This is a genomic window from Paraburkholderia sp. UCT70, from assembly GCF_050434085.1.
Classification (GTDB): Bacteria; Pseudomonadota; Gammaproteobacteria; order Burkholderiales; family Burkholderiaceae; genus Paraburkholderia; species Paraburkholderia tuberum.
This window is the reverse complement of the sequence record NZ_JBNPVZ010000004.1, coordinates 2,728,559-2,748,835: the sequence shown is the minus strand read 5'-3', so window position 1 is coordinate 2,748,835 and position 20,277 is coordinate 2,728,559. Positions and strand designations below refer to the sequence as shown.

Here is a 20,277-nt window from a genome sequence, read left to right as displayed (position 1 = left end):
TGCGGCTCTGGTAGCCATGCTAACCCGCGCATAATTCCTCGCGGCGGCCAGCCTTGCCGAACGGGAGTCATACTGACTTGCTGATGCCCAGCAGCGTTGAGCGCCCTCCCGTTGAGTGCTGTCGTGGTACGAGGCCGAGAGAAGCAGCGAAATCCCGCCCTCGCCGGAAGCCATGTACGTCGCCAGCCATCGCGAGCAGGCTGCTGGCCGTGATGGGGCCGATACCGGGTCGTCAGCAGCCGCTGGCCTGCCTCGTCTTCGGCGAGTTGAAGCTTGAGTTCGCCTTCGATCTGCGCGATCTCGTCGCAGAGCTGGCCATAACGCCGATGAAGACGCAGCAGAATGCAGACCAGTCGCGGCGGCAGCGCCTGGCTCACATCGTCCAGCAAGGTGGGGAGCTTCGCAATAGCCCGCGCGCCTACCGGCGGGCTCACGCCGAATTCAAGCAGGAAGCCATGGATCTGATTGGCCGTGGCCGTACGCTCGGCCACCAACGCTTCGCGTACGCGATGCAGGGCAAGCAGCGTCTGCTGCTCGGGCGTCTTCACGGCCACGAAGCGCATCGACGGACGGGACGCCGCTTTGCAGATGGCCTCGGCATCGGCAAAGTCGGTCTTGTTACCCTTTACGAAAGGCCGCACGAATTGCGGCGCGATCAGCAGAACCCGATGCCCGAACGTTTGGAGCTTGCGCGCGAGGCAGTGCGCGCCTGCGCAGGCTTCCATGGCAATCGTGCAGGCCGGGCAGTTTGCAAGCAACATGAGAAGTCGCGCTCGTGTGGCCTTCTTGCGCCATACCTCATGGCCGTGGGTCCTGCGCATGCAGGAAGAAGCAGTACTTGCCCAGATCGATCCCGATCAACGCGATGGTGCCCATGATGATCTCCCGAAAAAGGAAACGGCCCGAGCAGCGTAAGCCGATCGGGCCGTTTCGGTCAGGCTGACCATCTCATTAAGCCGTTCCAGCGCAGGCTGGAACGGCTTTTTAATCGTCACGGATAAGCAACGGCGCCTGAGTCGGGCGCGCGCCGCGCAACCGGCCTCAATGAATCTGCGACGTCTGCGTGCGCTTGTAACGAATGTTCTCGACGATGTGCTGCGCGCTGCCGGTCGGAATCTTGTTTGCGCACATATAGTCCTGATACAAGGCGGCCTGGTACGCATTCAGCGCGCCGTTTTCTATCCGCGAAAACGGGTTTGCGACCGTCGTGTCCCAGCCGTCGTGATCGGCGTTCAGGCCCGCATACTGACGCCATTCATACGTGTCGCAGCGGATGCCCTCGTAATTGACGTTGCGCGCACCGCCCGGGCTCGTGACGACCACCGTGTAACGCACCACGCCGTCATCGCCGACGCTGACGGACTTCGGGTCGATCGCAAATTGCAGCGGCGTATTGCCGGAAACCTCGAACGGCAGCAGGTTCTCGTCGGTGGGCAGCGGCGGCAACGTGTCGACCTTGTTTTCAACCCAGTTGCTCTTGCGGTCAAGCAGATAGGTGAACTCGCTGTCGTCTTTGTTGGTCGGTTTGCCGGCGCTCGAACAGCCTGCCAGCAGGGCGCCGGTGGCGACGCACGCCACGGCGAATGCAAATGCTTTCAATCTGATTCCCTCGAGAGACGGGCGCGGCTCGAAAGCCGCGCCAGAGAGAGGCGGCGTGAGCCGCCGCCTTGGAATGGTTAATCGCGCACGCCTCGTCGGACTAACGGGGCGATGGCCTCGTCAGCTTCGGCCGTTTCGCGCTCATGCTCCGATCTCATGTTCGCATCCGGTGAGCCGGGACCGCAATCCGGCGCGACCAGCACGTGCGTCGAAGTTTCGACGCTGACCGAAGCTACGGTCGTGACGGCGGTGACCACCGTGCTTACCATGGAATCCGGCGGGCTTTGCATCGACGACGCTATCCGGGGATAACGCGACCCATGATGCCCGCCAGGTTTTTCCGCACGCGGCGCAGGCCGGCGCATGAAACGGGACAGTTCCGTCAGCGCCAGCTGATACACATCCCGCTTGAACTCGATCACACAGTCGAGCGGCACCCAATACTCGTTCCAACGCCACGCATCGAACTCAGGGTGGTCGGTGGCGCGCAAACAGATGTCGCAGTCGCGTCCTACCATCCGGAGCAAAAACCAGATTTGTTTCTGGCCGCGGTAATGACCGCGTACTTCGCGCTTGATGAACTTGTCAGGCACCTCATAACGCAACCAGTCGCGCGTGCGACCGATCACCTTGACGTGCTCAGGAAGCAGCCCGGTCTCTTCGTGTAACTCCCGATACATCGCTTGCACGGGGGTCTCACCATATTTGATGCCCCCTTGCGGAAACTGCCAGGAATGTTCACGGAGCCGTTTGCCCCAAAACACCTCGTTGTGCGCGTTCAAGAGGATGATGCCGACGTTCGGGCGAAAGCCTTCACGATCCAGCATACAACCACCTTCGAATCCTTTAAAATTGCTTTGATTATAAACAGATAACGGACCCTACGCACCGAATCGCATAAGAACGGAACGATTCGCCGCAACAGGCCCGGGTTTGCGGTAGCCTGTCGGTTTTCCGTGCCTATCCCTTGTGAGAGAGGCTTTGCGCGGCGGTTTCGGCGCCGCACGGGGGCAGGGCGCCGTCAGTCGGGCGAACCCTGCCGGCTTCGCCGCGGATCTGTGTCGATTTCCCCCATTTTCCCCTTTTCTGGCGGTCCTACCGGAAGCCGCCGCTTTTGGACACCTTGAATGAAAGCTTCCCGTTTCTTTATCGGCACTCTCAAAGAAGCGCCCGCCGACGCCGAAATCATCAGCCACAAGCTCATGGTGCGCGCGGGCATGATCCGTCGCGTCGCGGGCGGTATCTATAACTACCTGCCGGTCGGCCTGCGTTCGATCCGCAAGGTGGAAGCGATCGTGCGTGAGGAAATGAACCGGGCGGGCGCCATCGAGCTGTTGATGCCGGCCGTGCAGCCGGCCGAACTGTGGCAGGAATCGGGGCGCTGGGAGAAGTACGGTCCCGAGCTGCTGCGCTTCAAAGACCGCAAGCAGGCCGATTTCGTGATGGGCCCGACGCACGAGGAAGTGGTCACCGACATCGCGCGCAACCAGATCAAGAGCTATCGCCAACTGCCGGTCAACTTCTATCAGATCCAGACGAAGTTCCGCGACGAGATCCGTCCGCGTTTCGGCGTGATGCGCGGCCGCGAGTTCATCATGAAAGACGCGTACTCGTTCGACAAGGACGCGGAGGGTCTGCGCGAGTCGTATCGCAAGATGTACGACGCGTACGTGCGCATCTTCACGCGCCTCGGTCTGGACTTCCGCGCGGTGGCGGCCGACAACGGCTCGATCGGCGGCAGCGGCTCGCATGAGTTCCATGTGATCGCCGACACCGGCGAAGACGACATCGCGTATTGCCCGACCTCCGATTTCGCCGCGAACGTCGAGGCAGCCGAAGCGCTACCGCTGATCGCAGAGCGCGCGGCGCCGGCAGAAGAGATGAAGAAGACCGCGACGCCCGGCAAGGCGAAGTGCGAGGCGGTTGCCGAACTGCTGAACATTCCGCTCGAACGCACGATCAAGTCGGTGGTGCTCGCCGCCGAGAACGAAGGCGCCGAGCCGACGATCTGGCTGCTGATGCTGCGTGGCGACCATGATCTGAACGAGATCAAGGCGGCCAAGCTCCCGGGCCTCGGTAATTTCCGCATGGCGACCGAAGCCGAGATCGTCGAGACGTTCGGCACACCGCCGGGCTATCTCGGTCCGATCGACACGAAGAAGCCGGTCAAGGTGATCGCGGACCGCACGGTCGCGAACATGAGCGACTTCGTGGTCGGCTCGAACGACGTCGACTATCACACCACCGGCGTGAACTGGGGCCGCGACCTGCCGGAGCCGGTCGTCGCCGACATCCGCAATGTGACGAAGGGCGATCCGTCGCCGGACGGCAGGGGCGTGCTCGACATCTGCCGCGGCATCGAAGTGGGCCACGTGTTCCAGCTCGGCACCAAGTATTCCGAAGCGATGAACGCGACCTGTCTCGACGAAACCGGAAAGCCTCGGCCGATGGAAATGGGCTGCTACGGCATCGGCGTCACGCGGATTCTCGGCGCCGCGATCGAACAGAATTTCGACGACAAGGGCATCATCTGGCCGGAGTCGATTGCGCCGTTCGAAGTCGTGCTGTGCCCGATGGGCTATGACCGCAGCGACGCGGTGCGTGAGCAGGCCGACAAGCTGTACGCGGAACTCGTCGCGGCCGGTATCGACGTGATCCTCGACGATCGCGGCGAGCGGCCGGGCGTGATGTTCGCCGACTGGGAACTGATCGGCGTGCCGCATCGACTGGTGATCGGCGACCGTGGTCTGAAGGACGGCAAGATCGAGTATCAGGGCCGTCGCGAGGCCGAAGCGACGCTGCTGCCGGTCGCGGACGCCGCGCAGACCGTGATCGACAAAGTGCGCGCGGCGCTGGCGAACTAAGCGGATCGGGCAGTGGAGTACACCTTCCTGTCCGCGACGGTGCTGCTGATCCTGATCACCGATCCGCTCGGCAACATCCCGATCTTCGTCAGTTGCTTGCGAGGTGTGTCGCCGGAGCGTCGCACGGTCGTGATCCTGCGCGAGGTCGCGATCGCGTTTGCGATCCTGCTGATGTTCATGGTGCTCGGGCAGAGCTTTCTGCGCATGATGAGCCTCAGCGACCAGTCGTTGCGGATCGGCGGCGGCATCGTGCTGTTTCTGATTGCGCTGCGCATGGTGTTTCCGCATCCGGACGGTCCGTTCGGCGGCGACGCGCGCGGCGGCGAGCCGCTGATCGTGCCGCTCGCGATTCCGGCGCTAGCGGGTCCGTCGGCGTTGGCGACGGTTATGCTGCTGACCTCGCAGGCGCCGGGCAAAACGTTCGAGTGGGTCGGCGCGCTGACCGTCACGATGACCATCTGTGCGATCGTGCTGATGCTCGCCGAGCGCATTCAGGCGTGGCTCGGTGAACGTGTGATGGCGGCGTTCGAGCGGCTGATGGGGCTCGTGCTCGTCGCGATTTCAGTCGAGATGATGCTCGGTGGAATCCGCTCTTTCGTGCACAAGCTGTGAAACGCGAGCCGGTGCGCGCATTGCCACCGTCGCAGCCATAAAAAAGCAGCCAGGCAGGCTGCTTTTTTTTCGCCGGTAGGGCGGATGCCCCGCTCACGGTCCCTCGGTCAACGCCCGAATGGTCGGCAGGTTGCGCCAGTAGCCCTTCGCATCCATCCCGCAGCCGAACACGTACCGGTCCGGCACTTCGAAGCCGCAGTAATCGGGGCGCAGCGGTTTCGCCTTCGGAATGATCTTCTCGCACAGCACCGCGGACAGGAAGCGCTTCGCGCCCATCGCGAGGATGCGGTCACGGATTGCGGCCATCGTCTCGCCTTCGTCGAGGATGTCGTCGAGCACGAGCACCACGCGATCCTTGACCGACTCGGCCGGCGCGACGCGCCATTGCATCTCGTTGCTGCCCTTCGTCGTATTGCGGTAGCGCGTCAGGTGGATGTAGTCGAACTCGAGCGGGAAATCGAGGTGCGGCAGCAGCATGCCGGTGAATACCGCGGCGCCGCCCATCACCGACAGCACGAGCGGGAAGTCCTCGCTCATCTCGTCGCGGATGGCAGCCGCCATGCGGGCGATCGACGCAGTAACGTCCGAAGCCGAAACTATCTCTTCGGAGTGTCGAAAAATATGGAGGGCTTCTTCGCGGTTCATGACGTCTGACGGACGGTAACTGTATACATAGTGTGAGTGGCAACGTCCCGAGGGACGTTCCCGCGAGGGACGGCGCGATGCGCTACAGAATAAACCCGCACGATGCCGAAGTCAGCCGCGCCGCACTCGGCGTGAGGGCGCGCCGGTCCCATCAAGCTTAGCGCATGCCGGGCATCATGCCTTTCATGCCGCGCATCATCTTCTGCAGGTTGCCGCCCTTGAGCTTCTTCATCATCGTGCGCATCTGTTCGTACTGGTTCAGCATGCGGTTGACTTCCTGCACCTGCACGCCCGCGCCCGCGGCGATGCGGCGCTTGCGGGTCGCCTTGATCAGTTCGGGTTTGGCGCGCTCGGCGGGCGTCATCGAGTTGATGATGCCTTCCATGCGTCGCATCTGCTTCTCGGCCTGACTCATGTCGGCGCCGGCCGCGGCTTGCTGGAACTGCGCGGGCAGCTTGTCCATCAGCGACGACAGGCCGCCCATGCCCTTCATTTGCGTGAGCTGAGCGCGGAAATCGTTGAGGTCGAAGTCGCCGCCTTTCTTGACCTTGTCGGCGAGCTTCTGCGCGGCCTGCACGTCGACGCCGCGCTGCGCTTCCTCCACCAGCGCGAGAATGTCGCCCATGCCGAGAATCCGGCTCGCCATGCGGTCCGGGTGGAACACTTCGAGGCCGTCGAGTTTTTCGGCGACACCCACGAACTTGACCGGCTTGCCCGTCACGTGACGCACCGAGAGCGCCGCGCCACCGCGCGAATCACCGTCGAGCTTGGTGAGCACGACGCCGGTGAGCGGCAGCGCGTCGCTGAACGCCTTCGCGGTGTTGACCGCGTCCTGGCCGAGCATCGCGTCGACGACGAACAGCGTTTCCGCCGGCTTCAGCTCGGCGTGCAGCGCGGTGATTTCGTTCATCATCGCCTCGTCGATACCGAGACGGCCGGCCGTGTCGACGAGCAGCACGTCGTGATAGTGGCGCTTGGCCCAGTCGAGCGCGGCGCGGGCAATGTCGACCGGCTTCTGGTTCGGATCCGACGGGAAGAAGTCCGCGCCGACCTGCTCGGTCACCGTTTTCAGCTGCGCGATGGCGGCGGGACGATAGACGTCGCACGAAACGGTCAGCACCTTCTTCTTGTACTGCTCGCGCAGCAGCTTGGCGAGCTTGCCGACCGTGGTCGTTTTGCCGGCGCCCTGCAGACCCGCCATCAGGATGATCGCGGGCGGCGCGACGGCGAGATTGAGCTCGGAGGCCTTGCCTTCGTAATCGCCGCCGATCACCGCGGTCAGTTCGCGCTGCACGACGCCGACGAGCGCCTGACCCGGCGACAGGCTGGAGATTACTTCCTCGCCGAGCGCCTTCTCCTTGACCTTCGCGATGAACTCGCGCACGACGGGCAGCGCCACGTCGGCCTCGAGCAGTGCGAGACGCACCTCGCGCAGCATTTCCTGGGTGTTCGCCTCGGTGAGCCGGGCCTCGCCGCGCAGCGTCTTGACGACGCGCGCCATCCGTTGAGTCAGATTGTCGAGCATGGGGAGCGATGAACGGTGGGGCCCGCGCTGCGCGCGAAGCGCAAGACGTCGCGGAGTAGGGCCCTAGTGTAAACTTCGAATATGGATATTGTACTGTATGCCCTCACCGCGCTTCTCTACGGCGGTCTTGCCGTGGCCGGCTGGCGCTCGCACCGGCACGCGGACGTGCGTCCGCTGCTCGAGAGCGTGCCGCCGCTGCCCGGTCATACCGCCAACGCGGGCGCTCTGGTGGCCTCCGGCATGAGCGCGCCCGGGCGCGCGCTGCTGTTCGTCGCGCTGCTCGCTCACGGCGTGCTGCTGCATACCACGATCTTCCCGCAGAACGCGATGGTGTTCGGCTTCGCGTTCGCGCTGTCGGCGATGTTCTGGCTCGGCGCCGGCATCTACTGGATCGAGAGTTTCTTTTTCCCGCTCGACGGACTGCGCCTGCTGGTGTTGCCACTCGCGTGCGTCGCGTCGCTGCTGCCGCTCGCGTTCGGCGGCGTGCGCGTGCTGCCGTATGCGGCCGCGCCGATGTTCAAGCTGCACTTCCTGATTGCGAATATCGCGTACGGTCTGTTCGCGATCGCGGCGCTGCACGCGGTGCTGATGCTGGCGGTCGAGCGGCGTCTGCATTCGATGCGCGGTGGTCTCGCGCAAAGGCACGCGGCGGCGGACAATGGCTGGTGGTCGAGTTGGCTCGACGCGCTGCCGCCGCTGCTCACGCTCGAGAAGCTGCTGTTCCGTCTGATCGGCGCCGGCTTCGTGCTGCTCACGCTGACGCTGCTGTCGGGCATCCTGTTCAGCGAGCAGCTGATCGACCGCGCGTTGCGGCTCGATCACAAGACCGTGTTCGCGATTCTTTCGTGGGTGATGTTCGGCGCGCTGCTGACCGCGCGCAAGGTGTCCGGCTGGCGCGGCCGTGCGGCATTGCGCTGGGTGCTGGCCTCGTTCGTCGCGCTGTTGCTCGCGTACGTCGGCAGCCGTTTTGTTTTCGAGGTGCTGTTGCACCGGCCCGTGGTGTGAGTGTCCCCATGCGACAAATCTTTTTGCTGATTCTGCTGTTCATCGTCGGTCAATGGCTCGTGAAGGCGCTGCGCCGCCACGACGCGCAATCCGCGCAACGCACCGGAGCCGGCGGCGCCAACGCTGCCGGCACCGCGAATGGCGGCGCGCGTTCTTCGAATGGGCAACAGCCGCAGCTTGCTGCCGAGCCGATGATCCGCTGCGTCGAGTGCGGCGTGCACGCACCGAAGAGCGACTCGGTCAGCGTCGCGGGGCAGGCGTTCTGCTGCGCCGCGCACGCGCAGCGCCACGGCGCGCGTCCGAGCGGCCGCGACGCCCGATGAGCGGCGCGTACACCGTCGATGCCGACGGTTGGGTTCCTGCCGCACGCAAGCTTGCCTCGCCAAACTTCGAAGCGCGTCCGCAAGGCGCGCTGCCGACGCTGATCGTCGTTCACAACATCAGCCTGCCGCCGAACCAGTTCGGCGGCGCCGCGATTGCCGAGCTGTTCCAGAACGCGCTCGACTGCAACACTCACCCGTACTACGACACGCGTCTGCGCGGCGTGCGCGTGTCCGCGCATTTCGTGATTCATCGCGATGGCGCGCTCGAGCAGTTCGTGTCGTGCAACGAGCGCGCGTGGCACGCGGGGCCGTCGAATTTTTTCGGCCGCGAGCGCTGCAATGATTTCTCGATCGGCATCGAGCTCGAAGGCAGCGACACCACCGCCTTCGAAGCGGCGCAATACCGCACGCTCGCCGCGCTCGTCAGAGCACTGACGGCACGCTATCCGATCGACGCGCTTGCCGGCCACTCCGACATCGCACCCGGTCGCAAGACCGATCCCGGTCCGTATTTCGAATGGCCGCGACTGCAGCGCGACACGTTGCTCGACGGTCGGTATTTCCCCTATCTCAAGTTTTCCGAAACGCGGTAACCCCCTTCGCACGATCTTGCGTGATCCACGGAGAACGAGGCGCAGCGTGCTTCTCCGGGGGGCTTCTGCGCGCTGCGTGAAGCAAAAGTCAAGACTGCGAACGCAAATAAAACCGTTTGACCTGTCTCGAAACTCCACTATACTTGGTGCCGACAACTGAGTTTCGCACTATATCTTGTGTTGTGCTGTGAATAACCATGTGCATAACCGGGTGAATAAGAGTGGATAAGTCTGCGGCGTCCCGCTCCCCGAGCATGGCGCCGCAAGCATTCCAGACAGCGAAAAAAATTCCTGGGGCGCAGCCGGTAGGGGATCTCCGGCCGCATCCAGAAGCATTTCAGGAAAGGACCAGCCAGTGATCGCGACCGACCCGATGAAGACCGTCATCAAATCGAACCAGGCTTCCTCGCAGTTGCATCCCGCCAACCGGCGTAGCCGGCCTACCTGCACCTCATCGCACGCGCACGCGGCGGCGCGGCGTTCGATTTAATCCGCGGCACTCGCCGCAATATTTCCAAGACCAGGAGCTTTGCACATGCAAACCACCGACAACGTGACGACCCGTTACGAGGGCTCACCGACTGGCCAGGCCTTCGGCCAGACCCAAGGCGCGCAGGCGCTCGCGCCGCAAGCGAATTACGCCGACTACAAGGTGATCCGCCGCAACGGCAGCGTGGTGTCGTTCGAGCCGTCGAAAATCGCGATCGCCGTGACGAAGGCGTTCCTCGCCGTCAACGGTGGTCAGGGCGCGGCGTCGGCACGGGTGCGCGAACTGGTCGAGCAACTCACGCAGAACGTGGTGCGCGCGCTGGTGCGCAGCCGTCCGAATGGCGGCACGTTCCATATCGAAGACATTCAGGATCAGGTCGAACTCGCGCTGATGCGCGGCGGCGAACACAACGTCGCGCGTGCTTACGTGCTGTATCGCGAGAAGCGCAACCAGGCGCGCGCGCATGACGCTCATGAAGGTCAGACAGCGGAAGGCGCCAGCACCCCGGGCCTGAACGTGACCGACAACGGCATCACGCGTCCGCTGGACATGGCTGCGCTGCGCGGCATCATCGAGTCCGCGTGCGCGAACCTCGGCGACGCGGTAAGCGCCGAGCCGATCGTCGCGGAAACGGTGAAGAACCTGTACGACGGCGTGCCGATGAGCCAGGTGTACGACTCGGCGATCCTCGCTGCCCGTACGATGATCGAAAAGGACCCGGCCTACAGCCAGGCCACCGCGCGCATCCTGCTGCATACGATCCGCCGCGAGATTCTCGAAGAGGAAGTCACGCAAGCCGAGATGGGCGAGCGCTACGCCGAGTACTTCCCGCAGTTCATCAAGCGCGGCGTGCAAGCCGAGCTGCTCGACGACAAGCTGCTGCAGTTCGACCTGAAGCGCCTCGGGGCCGCGCTCGACGCGAACCGCGACCTGCAGTTCGGCTACCTCGGTCTGCAGACGCTGTACGACCGCTACTTCCTGCATCACGACAACGTGCGTATCGAAATGCCCCAGGCATTCTTTATGCGTGTCGCGATGGGTCTGTCGCTGAACGAGATCGACCGCGAAGCGCGCGCGATCGAGTTCTACAACGTGCTGTCGAGCTTCGACTTCATGAGTTCGACGCCGACGTTGTTCAACTCCGGCACGCGCCGCTCGCAGCTGTCGTCTTGCTATCTGACCACGGTCGACGACGACCTCGACGGCATCTACGAAGCGCTGAAGGAAAACGCGCTGCTGTCGAAGTTCGCCGGCGGCCTCGGCAACGACTGGACGCGTGTGCGCGCGCTCGGCTCGCACATCAAGGGCACCAACGGCAAGTCGCAGGGCGTGGTGCCGTTCCTGAAGGTCGTCAACGACACGGCGGTCGCAGTGAACCAGGGCGGCAAGCGCAAGGGCGCGGTGTGCGCGTACCTCGAATCGTGGCACCTCGACATCGAGGAATTCCTCGAGCTGCGCAAGAACACCGGCGACGACCGTCGTCGCACGCACGACATGAACACCGCGAACTGGATTCCCGACCTGTTCATGAAGCGCGTGATGGAAGGCGGCGACTGGACGCTGTTCTCGCCGTCCACCTGCCCGGACCTGCACGACAAGTTCGGCGCCGAGTTCGAAACGGCTTACACGGCTTACGAAGACAAGGTCGCCCGCGGCGAGATCAAGCTGTTCAAGAAGATCCCGGCGGCGCAACTGTGGCGCAAGATGTTGGGCATGCTATTCGAAACCGGCCATCCGTGGATCACGTTCAAGGATCCGTGCAACGTGCGCTCGCCGCAGCAGCACGTCGGCGTCGTCCACTCGTCGAACCTGTGCACGGAAATCACGCTGAACACGAGCGACGCCGAAATCGCCGTCTGCAACCTCGGCTCGGTGAACCTCGTCGCGCACCTGAAGGAGCAGGCCGACGGCACGCTCGCGCTCGACCACGACAAGCTGAAGCGCACGGTCAGCGTCGCGATGCGCATGCTCGACAACGTGATCGACATCAACTACTACGCGGTCGCCAAGGCGCGTAACTCGAACCTGAAGCACCGTCCGGTCGGCCTCGGCATCATGGGCTTCCAGGACTGCCTGCACGTGCTGCGCACGCCGTACGCGTCGCAGGAAGCGGTCGAGTTCGCCGATCGCTCGATGGAAGCGGTTTGCTACTACGCGTACTACGCGTCGACCGAGCTGGCCGAAGAGCGCGGCCGCTACTCGAGCTACCGCGGTTCGCTGTGGGATCGCGGCATCCTGCCGCAGGATTCGGTGGCGCTGCTCGCCGAAGCGCGCGGCGGTTATGTCGAGGTCGATTCGAGCGAGTCGATGGACTGGCCCGCGCTGCGCTCGCGTATCTCGACCTACGGCATGCGCAACTCGAACTGCGTCGCGATCGCGCCGACCGCGACGATCTCGAACATCATCGGCGTGTCGGCGTGCATCGAACCGACCTATCAGAACCTGTACGTGAAGTCGAACCTGTCGGGCGAGTTCACGGTGGTCAACGACTACCTGGTGCGCGACCTGAAGGCGCGCGGCCTGTGGGACGAAGTGATGGTCGCCGACCTGAAGTACTTCGACGGCACGCTGTCGCGCATCGACCGCATCCCGGCCGACTTGCGCGCGATCTACGCGACCGCGTTCGAAGTCGATCCGGTTTGGCTCGTCGAGTCGGCTTCGCGTCGTCAGAAGTGGATCGACCAGGCGCAGTCGCTGAACATCTACATGGCGGGCGCATCGGGCAAGAAGCTCGACGAGATCTACAAGCTCGCATGGCTGCGCGGTCTGAAGACCACCTACTACCTGCGCACGATGGCGGCGACGCACGTCGAGAAGTCGACGGTCGCGCACGGCGCGCTGAACGCGGTGAGCTCGGGTCATGACGGCTCGGGTGGCGCAGGCGGCGCGGCAGGCGGCTTCGGCGTGGGCGGTGGCGCGGCGGGTGGTGTGGGCGGCGGCTTGCAGGCTGCTGCAGCGGTCGCAGCGACTGCCGCGGTCGCGGTCGACGCGGCACCCGAAGCGGATGGTCCGGTCTGCATGATGCGTCCGGGCGATCCTGGCTTCGACGAGTGCGAGGCTTGCCAGTAAAGATTGGCAAGCAGCGGGAGCGATGCTTGCTAACTGCACGCGAGGGTCGTAGGTGGTGATCCGCAGGCGGTGAGTGACGCGCCCCGTCGATGAAGTAGACGCAGGTCGACGAGCGGTGAGCAGTATCGAAGTCTCACCGCTCGTCGATGCAGTGAAGCAACCCAGCCGTTGGCAACAAGACGATCGCTCGACATGGCATCGCACTTCGACCGCCAACGCTGACGCAACACACTCAGCACGGCTCACCGCCGACTCTCGCGATGCGTGGCTCGTGCGGCATCGATCAGTCCATCGATCAGTCGGAGGATGCCGTGAACGCGCCGCGCAATACATATAGATAGAGCAACGAAACGTCATGTCGAAACGTTGCTCTTCGAGTTCGCGAAGGACCTCGGCAACACATGTTCAACACGCGTTCATCACGCGTCACTCGATGCGTCACTGGATGGGTCACACGCAGTATGTCGAACAAAGTGTTGTATGAACGTAGCAACGCGAATCGAAAACAGGAATTTTCGCGAGTGAACTCTTTTATCGCTCGTGAAAAGATGGTACAAACCGTTCTAAATTGATGGTGACATTTATGCTCAACTGGGATGACGAGATCACTGCCGTAACTCCCTCGAGCGCGACGCAACCGAACGTGTTGCGCAACGCTGCGGGGTCGGCTGTGGGTTCGCAAATCGGAACGCGTTCCGCTTCGCATGCTCCCTTCGCTCAAGAAGTCTTCGCGAACGACATCGCTGTCGCTCCCGTCGCTCATGTTGGCAACGCGGTTGCCAACGCGGCGGCCGCTTCCGAAGCGCGCGTCAATGTCGCCGACAAGCGCATCATCAACGGCCAGACCGACGTCAATCAGCTGGTGCCGTTCAAGTACAAGTGGGCCTGGGAAAAGTATCTGGCGGGTTGCGCCAACCACTGGATGCCGCAGGAAGTGAACATGTCGCGCGACATCGCCCTGTGGAAAGACCCGAACGGGCTGACCGAAGACGAGCGCCGCGTCGTCAAGCGCAACCTGGGCTTCTTCGTGACGGCAGATTCCCTCGCCGCCAACAACATCGTGCTGGGCACCTACCGCCACATCACGGCGCCCGAATGCCGCCAGTTCCTGCTGCGCCAGGCGTTCGAAGAGGCGATCCATACGCACGCTTACCAGTACATCGTCGAGTCGCTGGGTCTCGACGAGGGCGAAATCTTCAACGCGTATCACGAGGTCCCGTCGATCCGCGCGAAAGACGAATTCCTGATTCCGTACATCCACGTGCTGACCGACCCGGCCTTCAAGACCGGTACGCTCGAAGCAGACCAGACGCTGCTGCGCTCGCTGATCGTGTTCGCCTGTGTGATGGAAGGCCTGTTCTTCTACGTCGGCTTTACGCAAATCCTGGCGCTCGGCCGCCAGAACAAGATGACCGGCGCGGCGGAGCAGTACCAGTACATCCTGCGCGACGAGTCGATGCACTGCAACTTCGGCATCGACCTGATCAACCAGATCAAACTCGAAAACCCGCACCTGTGGACGGCTGAGTTTCGCGCCGAAATTCGCGCGATCTTCCAGCAGGCGGTCGAGCTCGAATACCGCTACGCCGAAGATACGATGCCGCGCGGCGTGCTCGGCCTCAACGCGTCGATGTTCAAGAGCTATCTGCGCTTCATCTGCAACCGCCGTTGCCAGCAGATCGGTCTCGATCCGCTCTACCCGAACGAGGAAAACCCGTTCCCGTGGATGAGCGAGATGATCGATCTGAAGAAGGAACGCAATTTCTTCGAGACGCGAGTGATCGAATATCAGACTGGCGGTGCGCTTTCCTGGGAGTAAGCCGGGATTCGTATCGCGGATGTATTCATTGATGGGGATGCCGCCGCCTGTGGCCGCGGCGCCCCGGGTTAGGAGCAGAACGGCCTGATGCAAAGCGTGCCCGGTGCCTTGACGGCCCACAAACATGACAGGCACTTTGCGGACCCTTCAGTGGGATGGGCAAACTTCCCCCCGGAAAAAGCCGCTGGCGTCGTCGCCGGCGGCCCGATCAAGCAATTGCCGGCGTCGCCTTGCGACGCCGACCAGATTTGGCGCGCGGTGCCTTCGGGCACGGCGCGCCTTACCGCATTCATTAGCGTAAGCGCGCCGCATCTGCGTACGCCGATGAATAGCCCGCTTCGTAGCGCGCGCCCTGAGAAGCGTCCGCGGGAAGCGGGTTTTGACGAAGGGTGTAGTTTGAACTGACCTCATCTGAAAACCTGAAGGAGAAAATGATGGCAACTGCAAAGAAAGCCGCGGCCAAGAAGCCCGCAGCAAAGAAGACCGCAGCCAAGAAGGCTGCTGCTCCGGCTAAGAAGGCTGCTCCGGCCAAGAAGGTCGCCGCGAAGAAGGTCGCAGTGAAGAAGGTCGCCGCGAAGAAGGTTGCAGCGAAGAAAGTCGCGGCGAAGAAGGCAGCACCGGCGAAGAAAGCCGCAGTGAAGAAGGTCGCGGCGAAGAAGGTTGCAGCCAAGAAGGTCGCGGCGAAGAAGGCAGCACCGGCGAAGAAAGCCGCGGTGAAGAAGGTCGCAGCGAAGAAGGTCGCAGCGAAGAAGGCAGCACCGGCGAAGAAGGCCGCAGCGAAGAAGGCAGCACCGGCGAAGAAGGTCGCGGCGAAGAAGGCCGCTGCCAAGAAGGCGGCGCCTGCCAAAAAGGCTGCAGCCAAGAAAGCTGCACCTGCCAAGAAGGCTGCCGCGAAGAAGGCCGCTGCGCCTGCGAAGAAGGCTGCCCCTGCGAAGAAGGCTGTCGCCAAGAAGGCCGCGCCTGCTCCCGCTGCGCCTGCTGTCTCGAGCGCACCGGCGGCGACGGTGAAGACCGCGCTGAACCCGGCAGCGGCATGGCCGTTCCCGACGGGCAGCCGTCCGTAAGCAGTAGCAGTAAGTCGACACATCGTACGATGTGTCGGATGACCGGGTCGTGCTCGATTTCTTGCGAGCGCCACCCGGTCAACGACCCGTTACCGGTGTGCCGGTGGCGGGTTTTTTTTGCCCGTCGTCCCGAAAAGAAAAAACACGCATGGACCCGTGAGGACCCATGCGTGTGAAGTCGTCGTCGCGGCGCTGAACTACGCGCCGCCGCGCGGGAGGTGCGCTTAGTGTGTGACGCGCGTGACGCCGCCGCTCGACAGCAGCCTCACGCGATCGCCGGCGCGGAAGATTTCGCCGGTAGCAGTTTGGGTGACGGCGCGCATGTCGCCGTTGTCGAGGCGCACGGTGATTTCGATACCGTCGCGCATGGCGACGCGGTTTTCGATTGCATTGCCGGCGACCGCACCGCCGATGCCGCCGACGATACCCGTCGCGACCGAGCCACGTCCGCCGCCGATCGTGCTGCCGGCGAGCGCGCCGAGCGCCGCGCCACCGAGTGCGCCGATGCCGATCGGCTGACCGTCGTTCGTGCTGATCCGCACCGCGCGCACGCTCTCCACCGTGGCCATGCGAACCGTCTGTTCACGCTGCGCCTGCGAGGCGGTGAAAACGTCGGGAGAGCTGCTGTTGACCGCACACCCCGACATGGCCAACGAACCGGCGATCAAGGTGACGATGATCAGGCGACTCGATGTTCTCATTCCCAAACTCCCATAGCACGCGATATCAGTGCAGGTCGTATCCGAAGGCCTGCTTGAACCGCTCGTTGATTTCCGCCCGGCTGGGCGCGTAGTTTTGCGGGCCTTGATGCTCGATCTTCAGTGCGCCCATCAGGCTGGCGAGACGGCCGGTCGTGGCCCACCCGAGACCCTTCTCGATACCGTAGAGCAAGCCACCGCGAAACGCGTCGCCGCAGCCGGTGGGATCGAGCAGCTGCCTGGCCGTTACCGCCGGAATCTCTTCTATACCGCCGCCGTGATGGATCTGCGCACCCTTCTCGCCGAGCGTAATGATCAGCGCGTCGACCTTGCCGGCGATCTGTTCGATCGACCAGCCGGTCTTGTTGCTCACCAGCGCGGCTTCGTAATCGTTGACCGCTACATAGGTAGCAAGTTCAATGATGCGCCGCAGCGTCTCGCCGTCGAACAGCGGCAAGCCCTGGCCCGGATCGAAGATGAATGGCACGCCTGCGGCGGCAAGCTGTTCGGAGTGCTGGACCATGCCGTCATAGCCGTCCGGCGCGACGATGCCGAGCGTCAGGCCCGCCACTTCGTCGGCGCGGTTCTGATGCGACTGCATCATCGCGCCCGGATGGAAAGCGGTGATCTGGTTGTTCTCGAGGTCGGTCGTGATCATCGCCTGCGCCGAGTAGGTGTCGGGCACGACGAGCACGTTTTCCGTCGACAGGCCGAGCTGCGCGAGCCGGTCAAGATAGAGCTGTGCGTCGACGGCGCCGATCGCGCCCATGATGCGCGCGTCGCCGCCGAGCAGATTCAGCGCATAGGCGATGTTGCCCGCGCAGCCGCCGAACTCGCGACGCATGGTCGGCACGAGAAAGCTTACGTTGAGGATGTGGACCTGCTCCGGCAGGATGTGCTCCCGAAAGCGGCCTTCGAAGGTCATGATGTTGTCGTACGCGAGCGAGCCGCAGATGAGCGTAGCCAAGGCGAGCGTTCCTGTATGAAAGCGGTGGAAAGAGACGCGCCGCGCCGCCAGCGCCGCGCGCGAGGCGCGGCGCCGTCGTTCGCGCGCGAGAGGGCTTACTTCAGCGCGGCGAGCGCTGCGTCGTAGTTCGGCTCGTTCTTGATCTCGCCGACCAACTCGGCGTGCACGACCTTGTCGTTTTCGTCGAGCACGACGACCGCGCGCGCGGTCAGGCCGGTCAGCGGACCGCTCGTCACGTCGACGCCGTACGCTTGCGCGAACTCATGGCCGCGGAACGTCGACGCGGTCACCACGTTCTCGATGCCCTCGGTCGTGCAGAAGCGCGACGCCGCGAACGGCAGGTCGCCCGACACGACGATGACGGCCGTGTTGCTGAGCTTCGCGGCGGCTTCGTTGAACTTGCGCGTCGACGTCGCGCAGGTCGGCGTGTCGAGACTCGGGACGATGTTGAGCACCTTGCGCTTGCCGGCGAAGTCGGCGAGCGTCAGCGGCTTCAGGTCTCGGCCGATCAGCGAGAATGCGGCGGCCTGCTGGCCGACCGACGGGAACGTGCCGCTTACTTCGATCGGGTTGCCACCCAGCGTGACTTGACTCATGTGTTGTGCTCCGAAAAGGGCGTCAGTGATGAGAATGATGCGCCCGCCAGGGAGCGGGCGCGCGAGGGCGCGTTACGGATAAAAAATCTGTACGCGAAAATTGGAGGCAATCGCGGTGCCGGTGTCGAGGTGCACGATCATCGTCTGCGTCGCGTGCGCGGGCAGGCCGGACGCGATCACGGTGCCGGGCGGCACGTAATCCTGCGGCCACAGCACGCGCCGCACGGCGACGTTGTTCTGATCGTCGAGCAGCGTGAGTTCGATCGCGGGGTAGGCGAGCGCGATGTTCAGGCGGTTGTGCAGCGGCATCTTCAGCTCGAGCTTGTGCGGGCCGTCGATCTGCCGCAGATCGGAGGGCTCGACGAGCAGGCCTTCGATATCGTGCGGCGGCGTCAGCTGACAGCCGAGATGCGCGCAGGCCTGCGCGTACAGGATCTGCGAGCGCGGCAGGTTGACCATCACGGTCTCGCGTTGCCACCACGCGAGTTGCGCGAGCAGCGCAATGACGAGCAGCGCGGCGAGCACCACACCGGCGACGATCCAGCCGACGCGTCCGGCGTCCACCGGGCGAGTTTCGCGCACGACCGGGAACGGATCGTCGCCATCGCTGACGGGCGGCTTGACCGAGAATGGCTCGCCGCTCGATGGGGCGAGCGACGGACCGCCCGGCGGGCGCGGGCCGCCGGTACCGCCGGCGCCCGAAGCACCTGCGGCACCCATGCCTGCGGCGGCGCCGAAGCCGGCCACGCCCCCACCGACCGGGCCGAAGTGCGGCTCGTTGTCGGGCATGCCATGCAGACTTGCTGGTTCGCGCAGCGCCGGTTCATCGAGCGTGGACGGCTCGGGGCGTTCGATCTTGTGCCAGACGCGCGGCGCTTCGTCTTCGACTCGCGGTGGGGGAGCAGGCGCGGTGGGCGGGACGACAGGCTGTTCATCGACCGCGTTGTCGGCGGGATAGGCGAAGGGTTCGAGCGGCGCGTCGGCCAGCGTCGGCTCATCGTCCGCGGGTAGCGGTGCCGTGAAAGCGCCGGCGCGCAATTCCGGTTCGGTCGCCTGGCGAGGAGTGCCCGATGTGACGGGTGCGTGCTCGTTGCCGCCAAGCGGCAGCGGCGCGAGCGGCACGCTGCTCGCGTGGTCGCGCAAACGGGCATCGAGCGTGCTGCGGGAAATGCTGGTGGAGTTTTGTTCCGAAGCCGGCGCCCACGGGTCCCACGCGTCGCCGCTGAAGTCCGGGTTGGGTTGCCGCACACCCGACAGCGCTTCGATTGCCGCTGCGGCGGCAACCGGTTTGGCCGTCGAAAAATCGCCGCCTTCGGAGACGTCGAATAGACTGCTCGACGCGTCGAAGACTTCCTGGCAATGCCCGCACCGCACGAGGCCGCGGCGCTGCGCAAGCTGCGCCGGTTGCAGAAGGAAGACAGTTTCGCAGAAGGGGCAACGCGTTGCCAGGTGCATATCGAGCCGTTGAGCCTGAGGCCGTTAGGTTGACAATACGCCTTATTCTAATTGCTTTCGCGGCGCGTTCCGGCGAGGCACACCCAACCTTCATGTTCGCGCCACACGCTGATATCGATCCAGCGCGCGTAGACCTGCGCGACTTCCTCGGCCTGGCGCGCGAGAATGCCCGACAGCGCGATGTGGCCGCCCGGCTTCACCTTCGACGACAGCATCGACGCCATCAGCTTCAGCGGATTCGACAGGATGTTCGCGACCACGACGTCGAACTCGCCGGCCGGACAGGCGTCGGGCAGGCCATAGGTGACTTCGGCGTGATTGCGTTCGCTATTGTGACGCGCCGATTCGACCGCCTGCGGATCGATATCGATGCCGATCACCGGATCGGCGCCGCACTTCTTCGCGAGAATCGCGAGGATACCCGAGCCGCAGCCGTAGTCGAGCACGGACTGGCCGGGCTTGATCGACTGCTCGATCCACTCCATGCACAGACGCGTGGTGGGGTGGCTGCCGGTGCCGAACGCGAGACCCGGATCGAGTTCGAGCACGAGCGCGCCGGGGTCCGGCGCATCGTGCCACGACGGCACGACCCAGATGCGCTCGCCGATCTGGATCGGATCGAACTGCGACTGCGTGAGCCGCACCCAGTCCTGCTCCTCGACCTCGCGCACGGTATATGCCGGCGCGGCATCGAGTCCGATCTCGTTGGCCGCGGCGGTCAGCAGCACGGCCGGATCGTGTTCCGGCGCGAGCAGCGCGATCACGCGCGAATGCTGCCATGCCGTGCGATCCGGCGTGAGGCCGGGCTCGCCGAACAGCGGCTGCTCGTCGGGCGTGTCGGCGTCGGCGTCTTCGACCGACACCGACAGCGCGCCCAGCTCGAGCAGCGCGTCGGACAACTCCTCCGCGTGCTCGCGCGCCAGTTCGGCAACCAGTTCCCGATAGCTCATGAC

General features: G+C 64.1%; 18 protein-coding genes and 1 pseudogene. 9 read left to right on the top strand and 10 right to left on the bottom strand.

Features of this window, described 5'->3' with window-relative positions; all coding sequences use genetic code 11:
• Positions 1-76: 76 nt before the first annotated feature.
• The 3 genes and pseudogenes from OKW41_RS38360 to OKW41_RS38350 all read right to left on the bottom strand — a co-directional run.
• A pseudogene (locus OKW41_RS38360) lies at positions 77-876 on the bottom strand (IS110 family transposase); the annotation flags it as partial.
• A 165-nt stretch (positions 877-1,041) separates the two neighbouring features.
• Complete coding sequence (locus OKW41_RS38355; RefSeq protein WP_429451797.1) at positions 1,042-1,599, bottom strand: CNP1-like family protein; 558 nt, start codon at positions 1,597-1,599, stop codon at positions 1,042-1,044.
• A gap of 77 nt (positions 1,600-1,676) precedes the next feature.
• The gene (locus OKW41_RS38350) at positions 1,677-2,426 is read right to left on the bottom strand and encodes an RNA pyrophosphohydrolase (protein ID WP_429451795.1); all 750 of its coding nucleotides are present in this window, start codon (positions 2,424-2,426) and stop codon (positions 1,677-1,679) included.
• A gap of 300 nt (positions 2,427-2,726) precedes the next feature.
• On the opposite strand from OKW41_RS38350, the gene OKW41_RS38345 reads away from it, so the two are divergent.
• Entirely contained in the window at positions 2,727-4,463 is a 1,737-nt protein-coding gene (locus tag OKW41_RS38345; RefSeq protein WP_429575748.1) for a proline--tRNA ligase, read from the top strand.
• Between the two features lie 12 nt (positions 4,464-4,475).
• Complete coding sequence (locus OKW41_RS38340) at positions 4,476-5,075, top strand: MarC family protein (RefSeq protein WP_429451791.1); 600 nt, start codon at positions 4,476-4,478, stop codon at positions 5,073-5,075.
• Between the two features lie 93 nt (positions 5,076-5,168).
• Here OKW41_RS38340 and OKW41_RS38335 read toward each other — a convergent pair whose 3' ends face one another.
• Together OKW41_RS38335 and ffh are read right to left on the bottom strand one after the other, a co-directional pair.
• Positions 5,169-5,720 (bottom strand): hypoxanthine-guanine phosphoribosyltransferase, encoded by a 552-nt coding sequence (locus OKW41_RS38335; RefSeq protein ID WP_429575747.1) that lies wholly within the window; start codon positions 5,718-5,720, stop codon positions 5,169-5,171.
• Positions 5,721-5,877: 157 nt separating this feature from the next.
• Positions 5,878-7,245 (bottom strand): signal recognition particle protein, encoded by a 1,368-nt coding sequence (ffh, locus tag OKW41_RS38330; RefSeq protein ID WP_429451787.1) that lies wholly within the window; start codon positions 7,243-7,245, stop codon positions 5,878-5,880.
• Positions 7,246-7,326: 81 nt separating this feature from the next.
• On the opposite strand from ffh, the gene OKW41_RS38325 reads away from it, so the two are divergent.
• The 7 genes from OKW41_RS38325 to OKW41_RS38295 all read left to right on the top strand — a co-directional run bounded on the left by OKW41_RS38325 (position 7,327) and on the right by OKW41_RS38295 (position 15,608).
• Positions 7,327-8,250 carry a cytochrome C assembly family protein gene (locus OKW41_RS38325; protein ID WP_429575746.1) on the top strand — a complete coding sequence of 308 codons (924 nt, stop codon included), beginning with the start codon at positions 7,327-7,329 and terminating at the stop codon, positions 8,248-8,250.
• A gap of 8 nt (positions 8,251-8,258) precedes the next feature.
• The gene (locus OKW41_RS38320; protein WP_429451785.1) at positions 8,259-8,573 is read left to right on the top strand and encodes a PP0621 family protein; all 315 of its coding nucleotides are present in this window, start codon (positions 8,259-8,261) and stop codon (positions 8,571-8,573) included.
• Positions 8,570-9,166: a 1,6-anhydro-N-acetylmuramyl-L-alanine amidase AmpD gene (ampD, locus tag OKW41_RS38315; RefSeq protein WP_429575745.1), complete on the top strand. Its 597-nt coding sequence runs from the start codon at positions 8,570-8,572 to the stop codon at positions 9,164-9,166. The genes OKW41_RS38320 and ampD overlap by 4 nt, the downstream gene beginning before the upstream one ends.
• Before the next feature lie 535 nt (positions 9,167-9,701).
• On the top strand, positions 9,702-12,725 hold the full coding sequence (locus tag OKW41_RS38310) for a ribonucleoside-diphosphate reductase subunit alpha (protein WP_429451782.1): 3,024 nt from the start codon (positions 9,702-9,704) through the stop codon (positions 12,723-12,725).
• A gap of 583 nt (positions 12,726-13,308) precedes the next feature.
• Complete coding sequence (locus OKW41_RS38305) at positions 13,309-14,544, top strand: ribonucleotide-diphosphate reductase subunit beta (RefSeq protein ID WP_429575744.1); 1,236 nt, start codon at positions 13,309-13,311, stop codon at positions 14,542-14,544.
• A gap of 87 nt (positions 14,545-14,631) precedes the next feature.
• Positions 14,632-14,949: a hypothetical protein gene (locus OKW41_RS38300; protein ID WP_084754174.1), complete on the top strand. Its 318-nt coding sequence runs from the start codon at positions 14,632-14,634 to the stop codon at positions 14,947-14,949.
• Positions 14,950-14,978: 29 nt separating this feature from the next.
• Complete coding sequence (locus tag OKW41_RS38295) at positions 14,979-15,608, top strand: histone H1-like DNA-binding protein (RefSeq protein ID WP_429575743.1); 630 nt, start codon at positions 14,979-14,981, stop codon at positions 15,606-15,608.
• Between the two features lie 224 nt (positions 15,609-15,832).
• On the opposite strand, the gene OKW41_RS38290 is transcribed toward OKW41_RS38295, so the two are convergent.
• The 5 genes from OKW41_RS38290 to prmA all read right to left on the bottom strand — a co-directional run bounded on the left by OKW41_RS38290 (position 15,833) and on the right by prmA (position 20,274).
• Positions 15,833-16,309 (bottom strand): glycine zipper 2TM domain-containing protein, encoded by a 477-nt coding sequence (locus OKW41_RS38290; protein WP_429451778.1) that lies wholly within the window; start codon positions 16,307-16,309, stop codon positions 15,833-15,835.
• 25 nt (positions 16,310-16,334) lie between these two features.
• Positions 16,335-17,273 carry a carbohydrate kinase family protein gene (locus OKW41_RS38285; protein ID WP_429575742.1) on the bottom strand — a complete coding sequence of 313 codons (939 nt, stop codon included), beginning with the start codon at positions 17,271-17,273 and terminating at the stop codon, positions 16,335-16,337.
• Positions 17,274-17,368: 95 nt separating this feature from the next.
• Complete coding sequence (gene tpx / locus OKW41_RS38280) at positions 17,369-17,869, bottom strand: thiol peroxidase (RefSeq protein WP_090801909.1); 501 nt, start codon at positions 17,867-17,869, stop codon at positions 17,369-17,371.
• Positions 17,870-17,941: 72 nt separating this feature from the next.
• Entirely contained in the window at positions 17,942-19,324 is a 1,383-nt protein-coding gene (locus OKW41_RS38275; protein WP_429575741.1) for a zinc-ribbon and DUF3426 domain-containing protein, read from the bottom strand.
• A gap of 47 nt (positions 19,325-19,371) precedes the next feature.
• Positions 19,372-20,274 (bottom strand): 50S ribosomal protein L11 methyltransferase, encoded by a 903-nt coding sequence (prmA, locus tag OKW41_RS38270; protein ID WP_429451775.1) that lies wholly within the window; start codon positions 20,272-20,274, stop codon positions 19,372-19,374.
• Positions 20,275-20,277: the final 3 nt, after the last annotated feature.

What these genes read in the sequence shown, in the direction of transcription:
- OKW41_RS38350 (WP_429451795.1), bottom strand. Translation starts at nt 2,426, where the DNA reads ATGCTGGATCGTGAAGGCTTTCGCCCGAACGTCGGCATCATCCTCTTG.
- OKW41_RS38345 (WP_429575748.1), top strand. Translation starts at nt 2,727, where the DNA reads ATGAAAGCTTCCCGTTTCTTTATCGGCACTCTCAAAGAAGCGCCCGCC.
- OKW41_RS38335 (WP_429575747.1), bottom strand. Translation starts at nt 5,720, where the DNA reads ATGAACCGCGAAGAAGCCCTCCATATTTTTCGACACTCCGAAGAGATA.
- ffh (WP_429451787.1), bottom strand. Translation starts at nt 7,245, where the DNA reads ATGCTCGACAATCTGACTCAACGGATGGCGCGCGTCGTCAAGACGCTG.
- OKW41_RS38325 (WP_429575746.1), top strand. Translation starts at nt 7,327, where the DNA reads ATGGATATTGTACTGTATGCCCTCACCGCGCTTCTCTACGGCGGTCTT.
- OKW41_RS38320 (WP_429451785.1), top strand. Translation starts at nt 8,259, where the DNA reads ATGCGACAAATCTTTTTGCTGATTCTGCTGTTCATCGTCGGTCAATGG.
- ampD (WP_429575745.1), top strand. Translation starts at nt 8,570, where the DNA reads ATGAGCGGCGCGTACACCGTCGATGCCGACGGTTGGGTTCCTGCCGCA.
- OKW41_RS38310 (WP_429451782.1), top strand. Translation starts at nt 9,702, where the DNA reads ATGCAAACCACCGACAACGTGACGACCCGTTACGAGGGCTCACCGACT.
- OKW41_RS38305 (WP_429575744.1), top strand. Translation starts at nt 13,309, where the DNA reads ATGCTCAACTGGGATGACGAGATCACTGCCGTAACTCCCTCGAGCGCG.
- OKW41_RS38300 (WP_084754174.1), top strand. Translation starts at nt 14,632, where the DNA reads ATGCAAAGCGTGCCCGGTGCCTTGACGGCCCACAAACATGACAGGCAC.
- OKW41_RS38295 (WP_429575743.1), top strand. Translation starts at nt 14,979, where the DNA reads ATGGCAACTGCAAAGAAAGCCGCGGCCAAGAAGCCCGCAGCAAAGAAG.
- OKW41_RS38290 (WP_429451778.1), bottom strand. Translation starts at nt 16,309, where the DNA reads ATGAGAACATCGAGTCGCCTGATCATCGTCACCTTGATCGCCGGTTCG.
- tpx (WP_090801909.1), bottom strand. Translation starts at nt 17,869, where the DNA reads ATGAGTCAAGTCACGCTGGGTGGCAACCCGATCGAAGTAAGCGGCACG.
- OKW41_RS38275 (WP_429575741.1), bottom strand. Translation starts at nt 19,324, where the DNA reads ATGCACCTGGCAACGCGTTGCCCCTTCTGCGAAACTGTCTTCCTTCTG.
- prmA (WP_429451775.1), bottom strand. Translation starts at nt 20,274, where the DNA reads ATGAGCTATCGGGAACTGGTTGCCGAACTGGCGCGCGAGCACGCGGAG.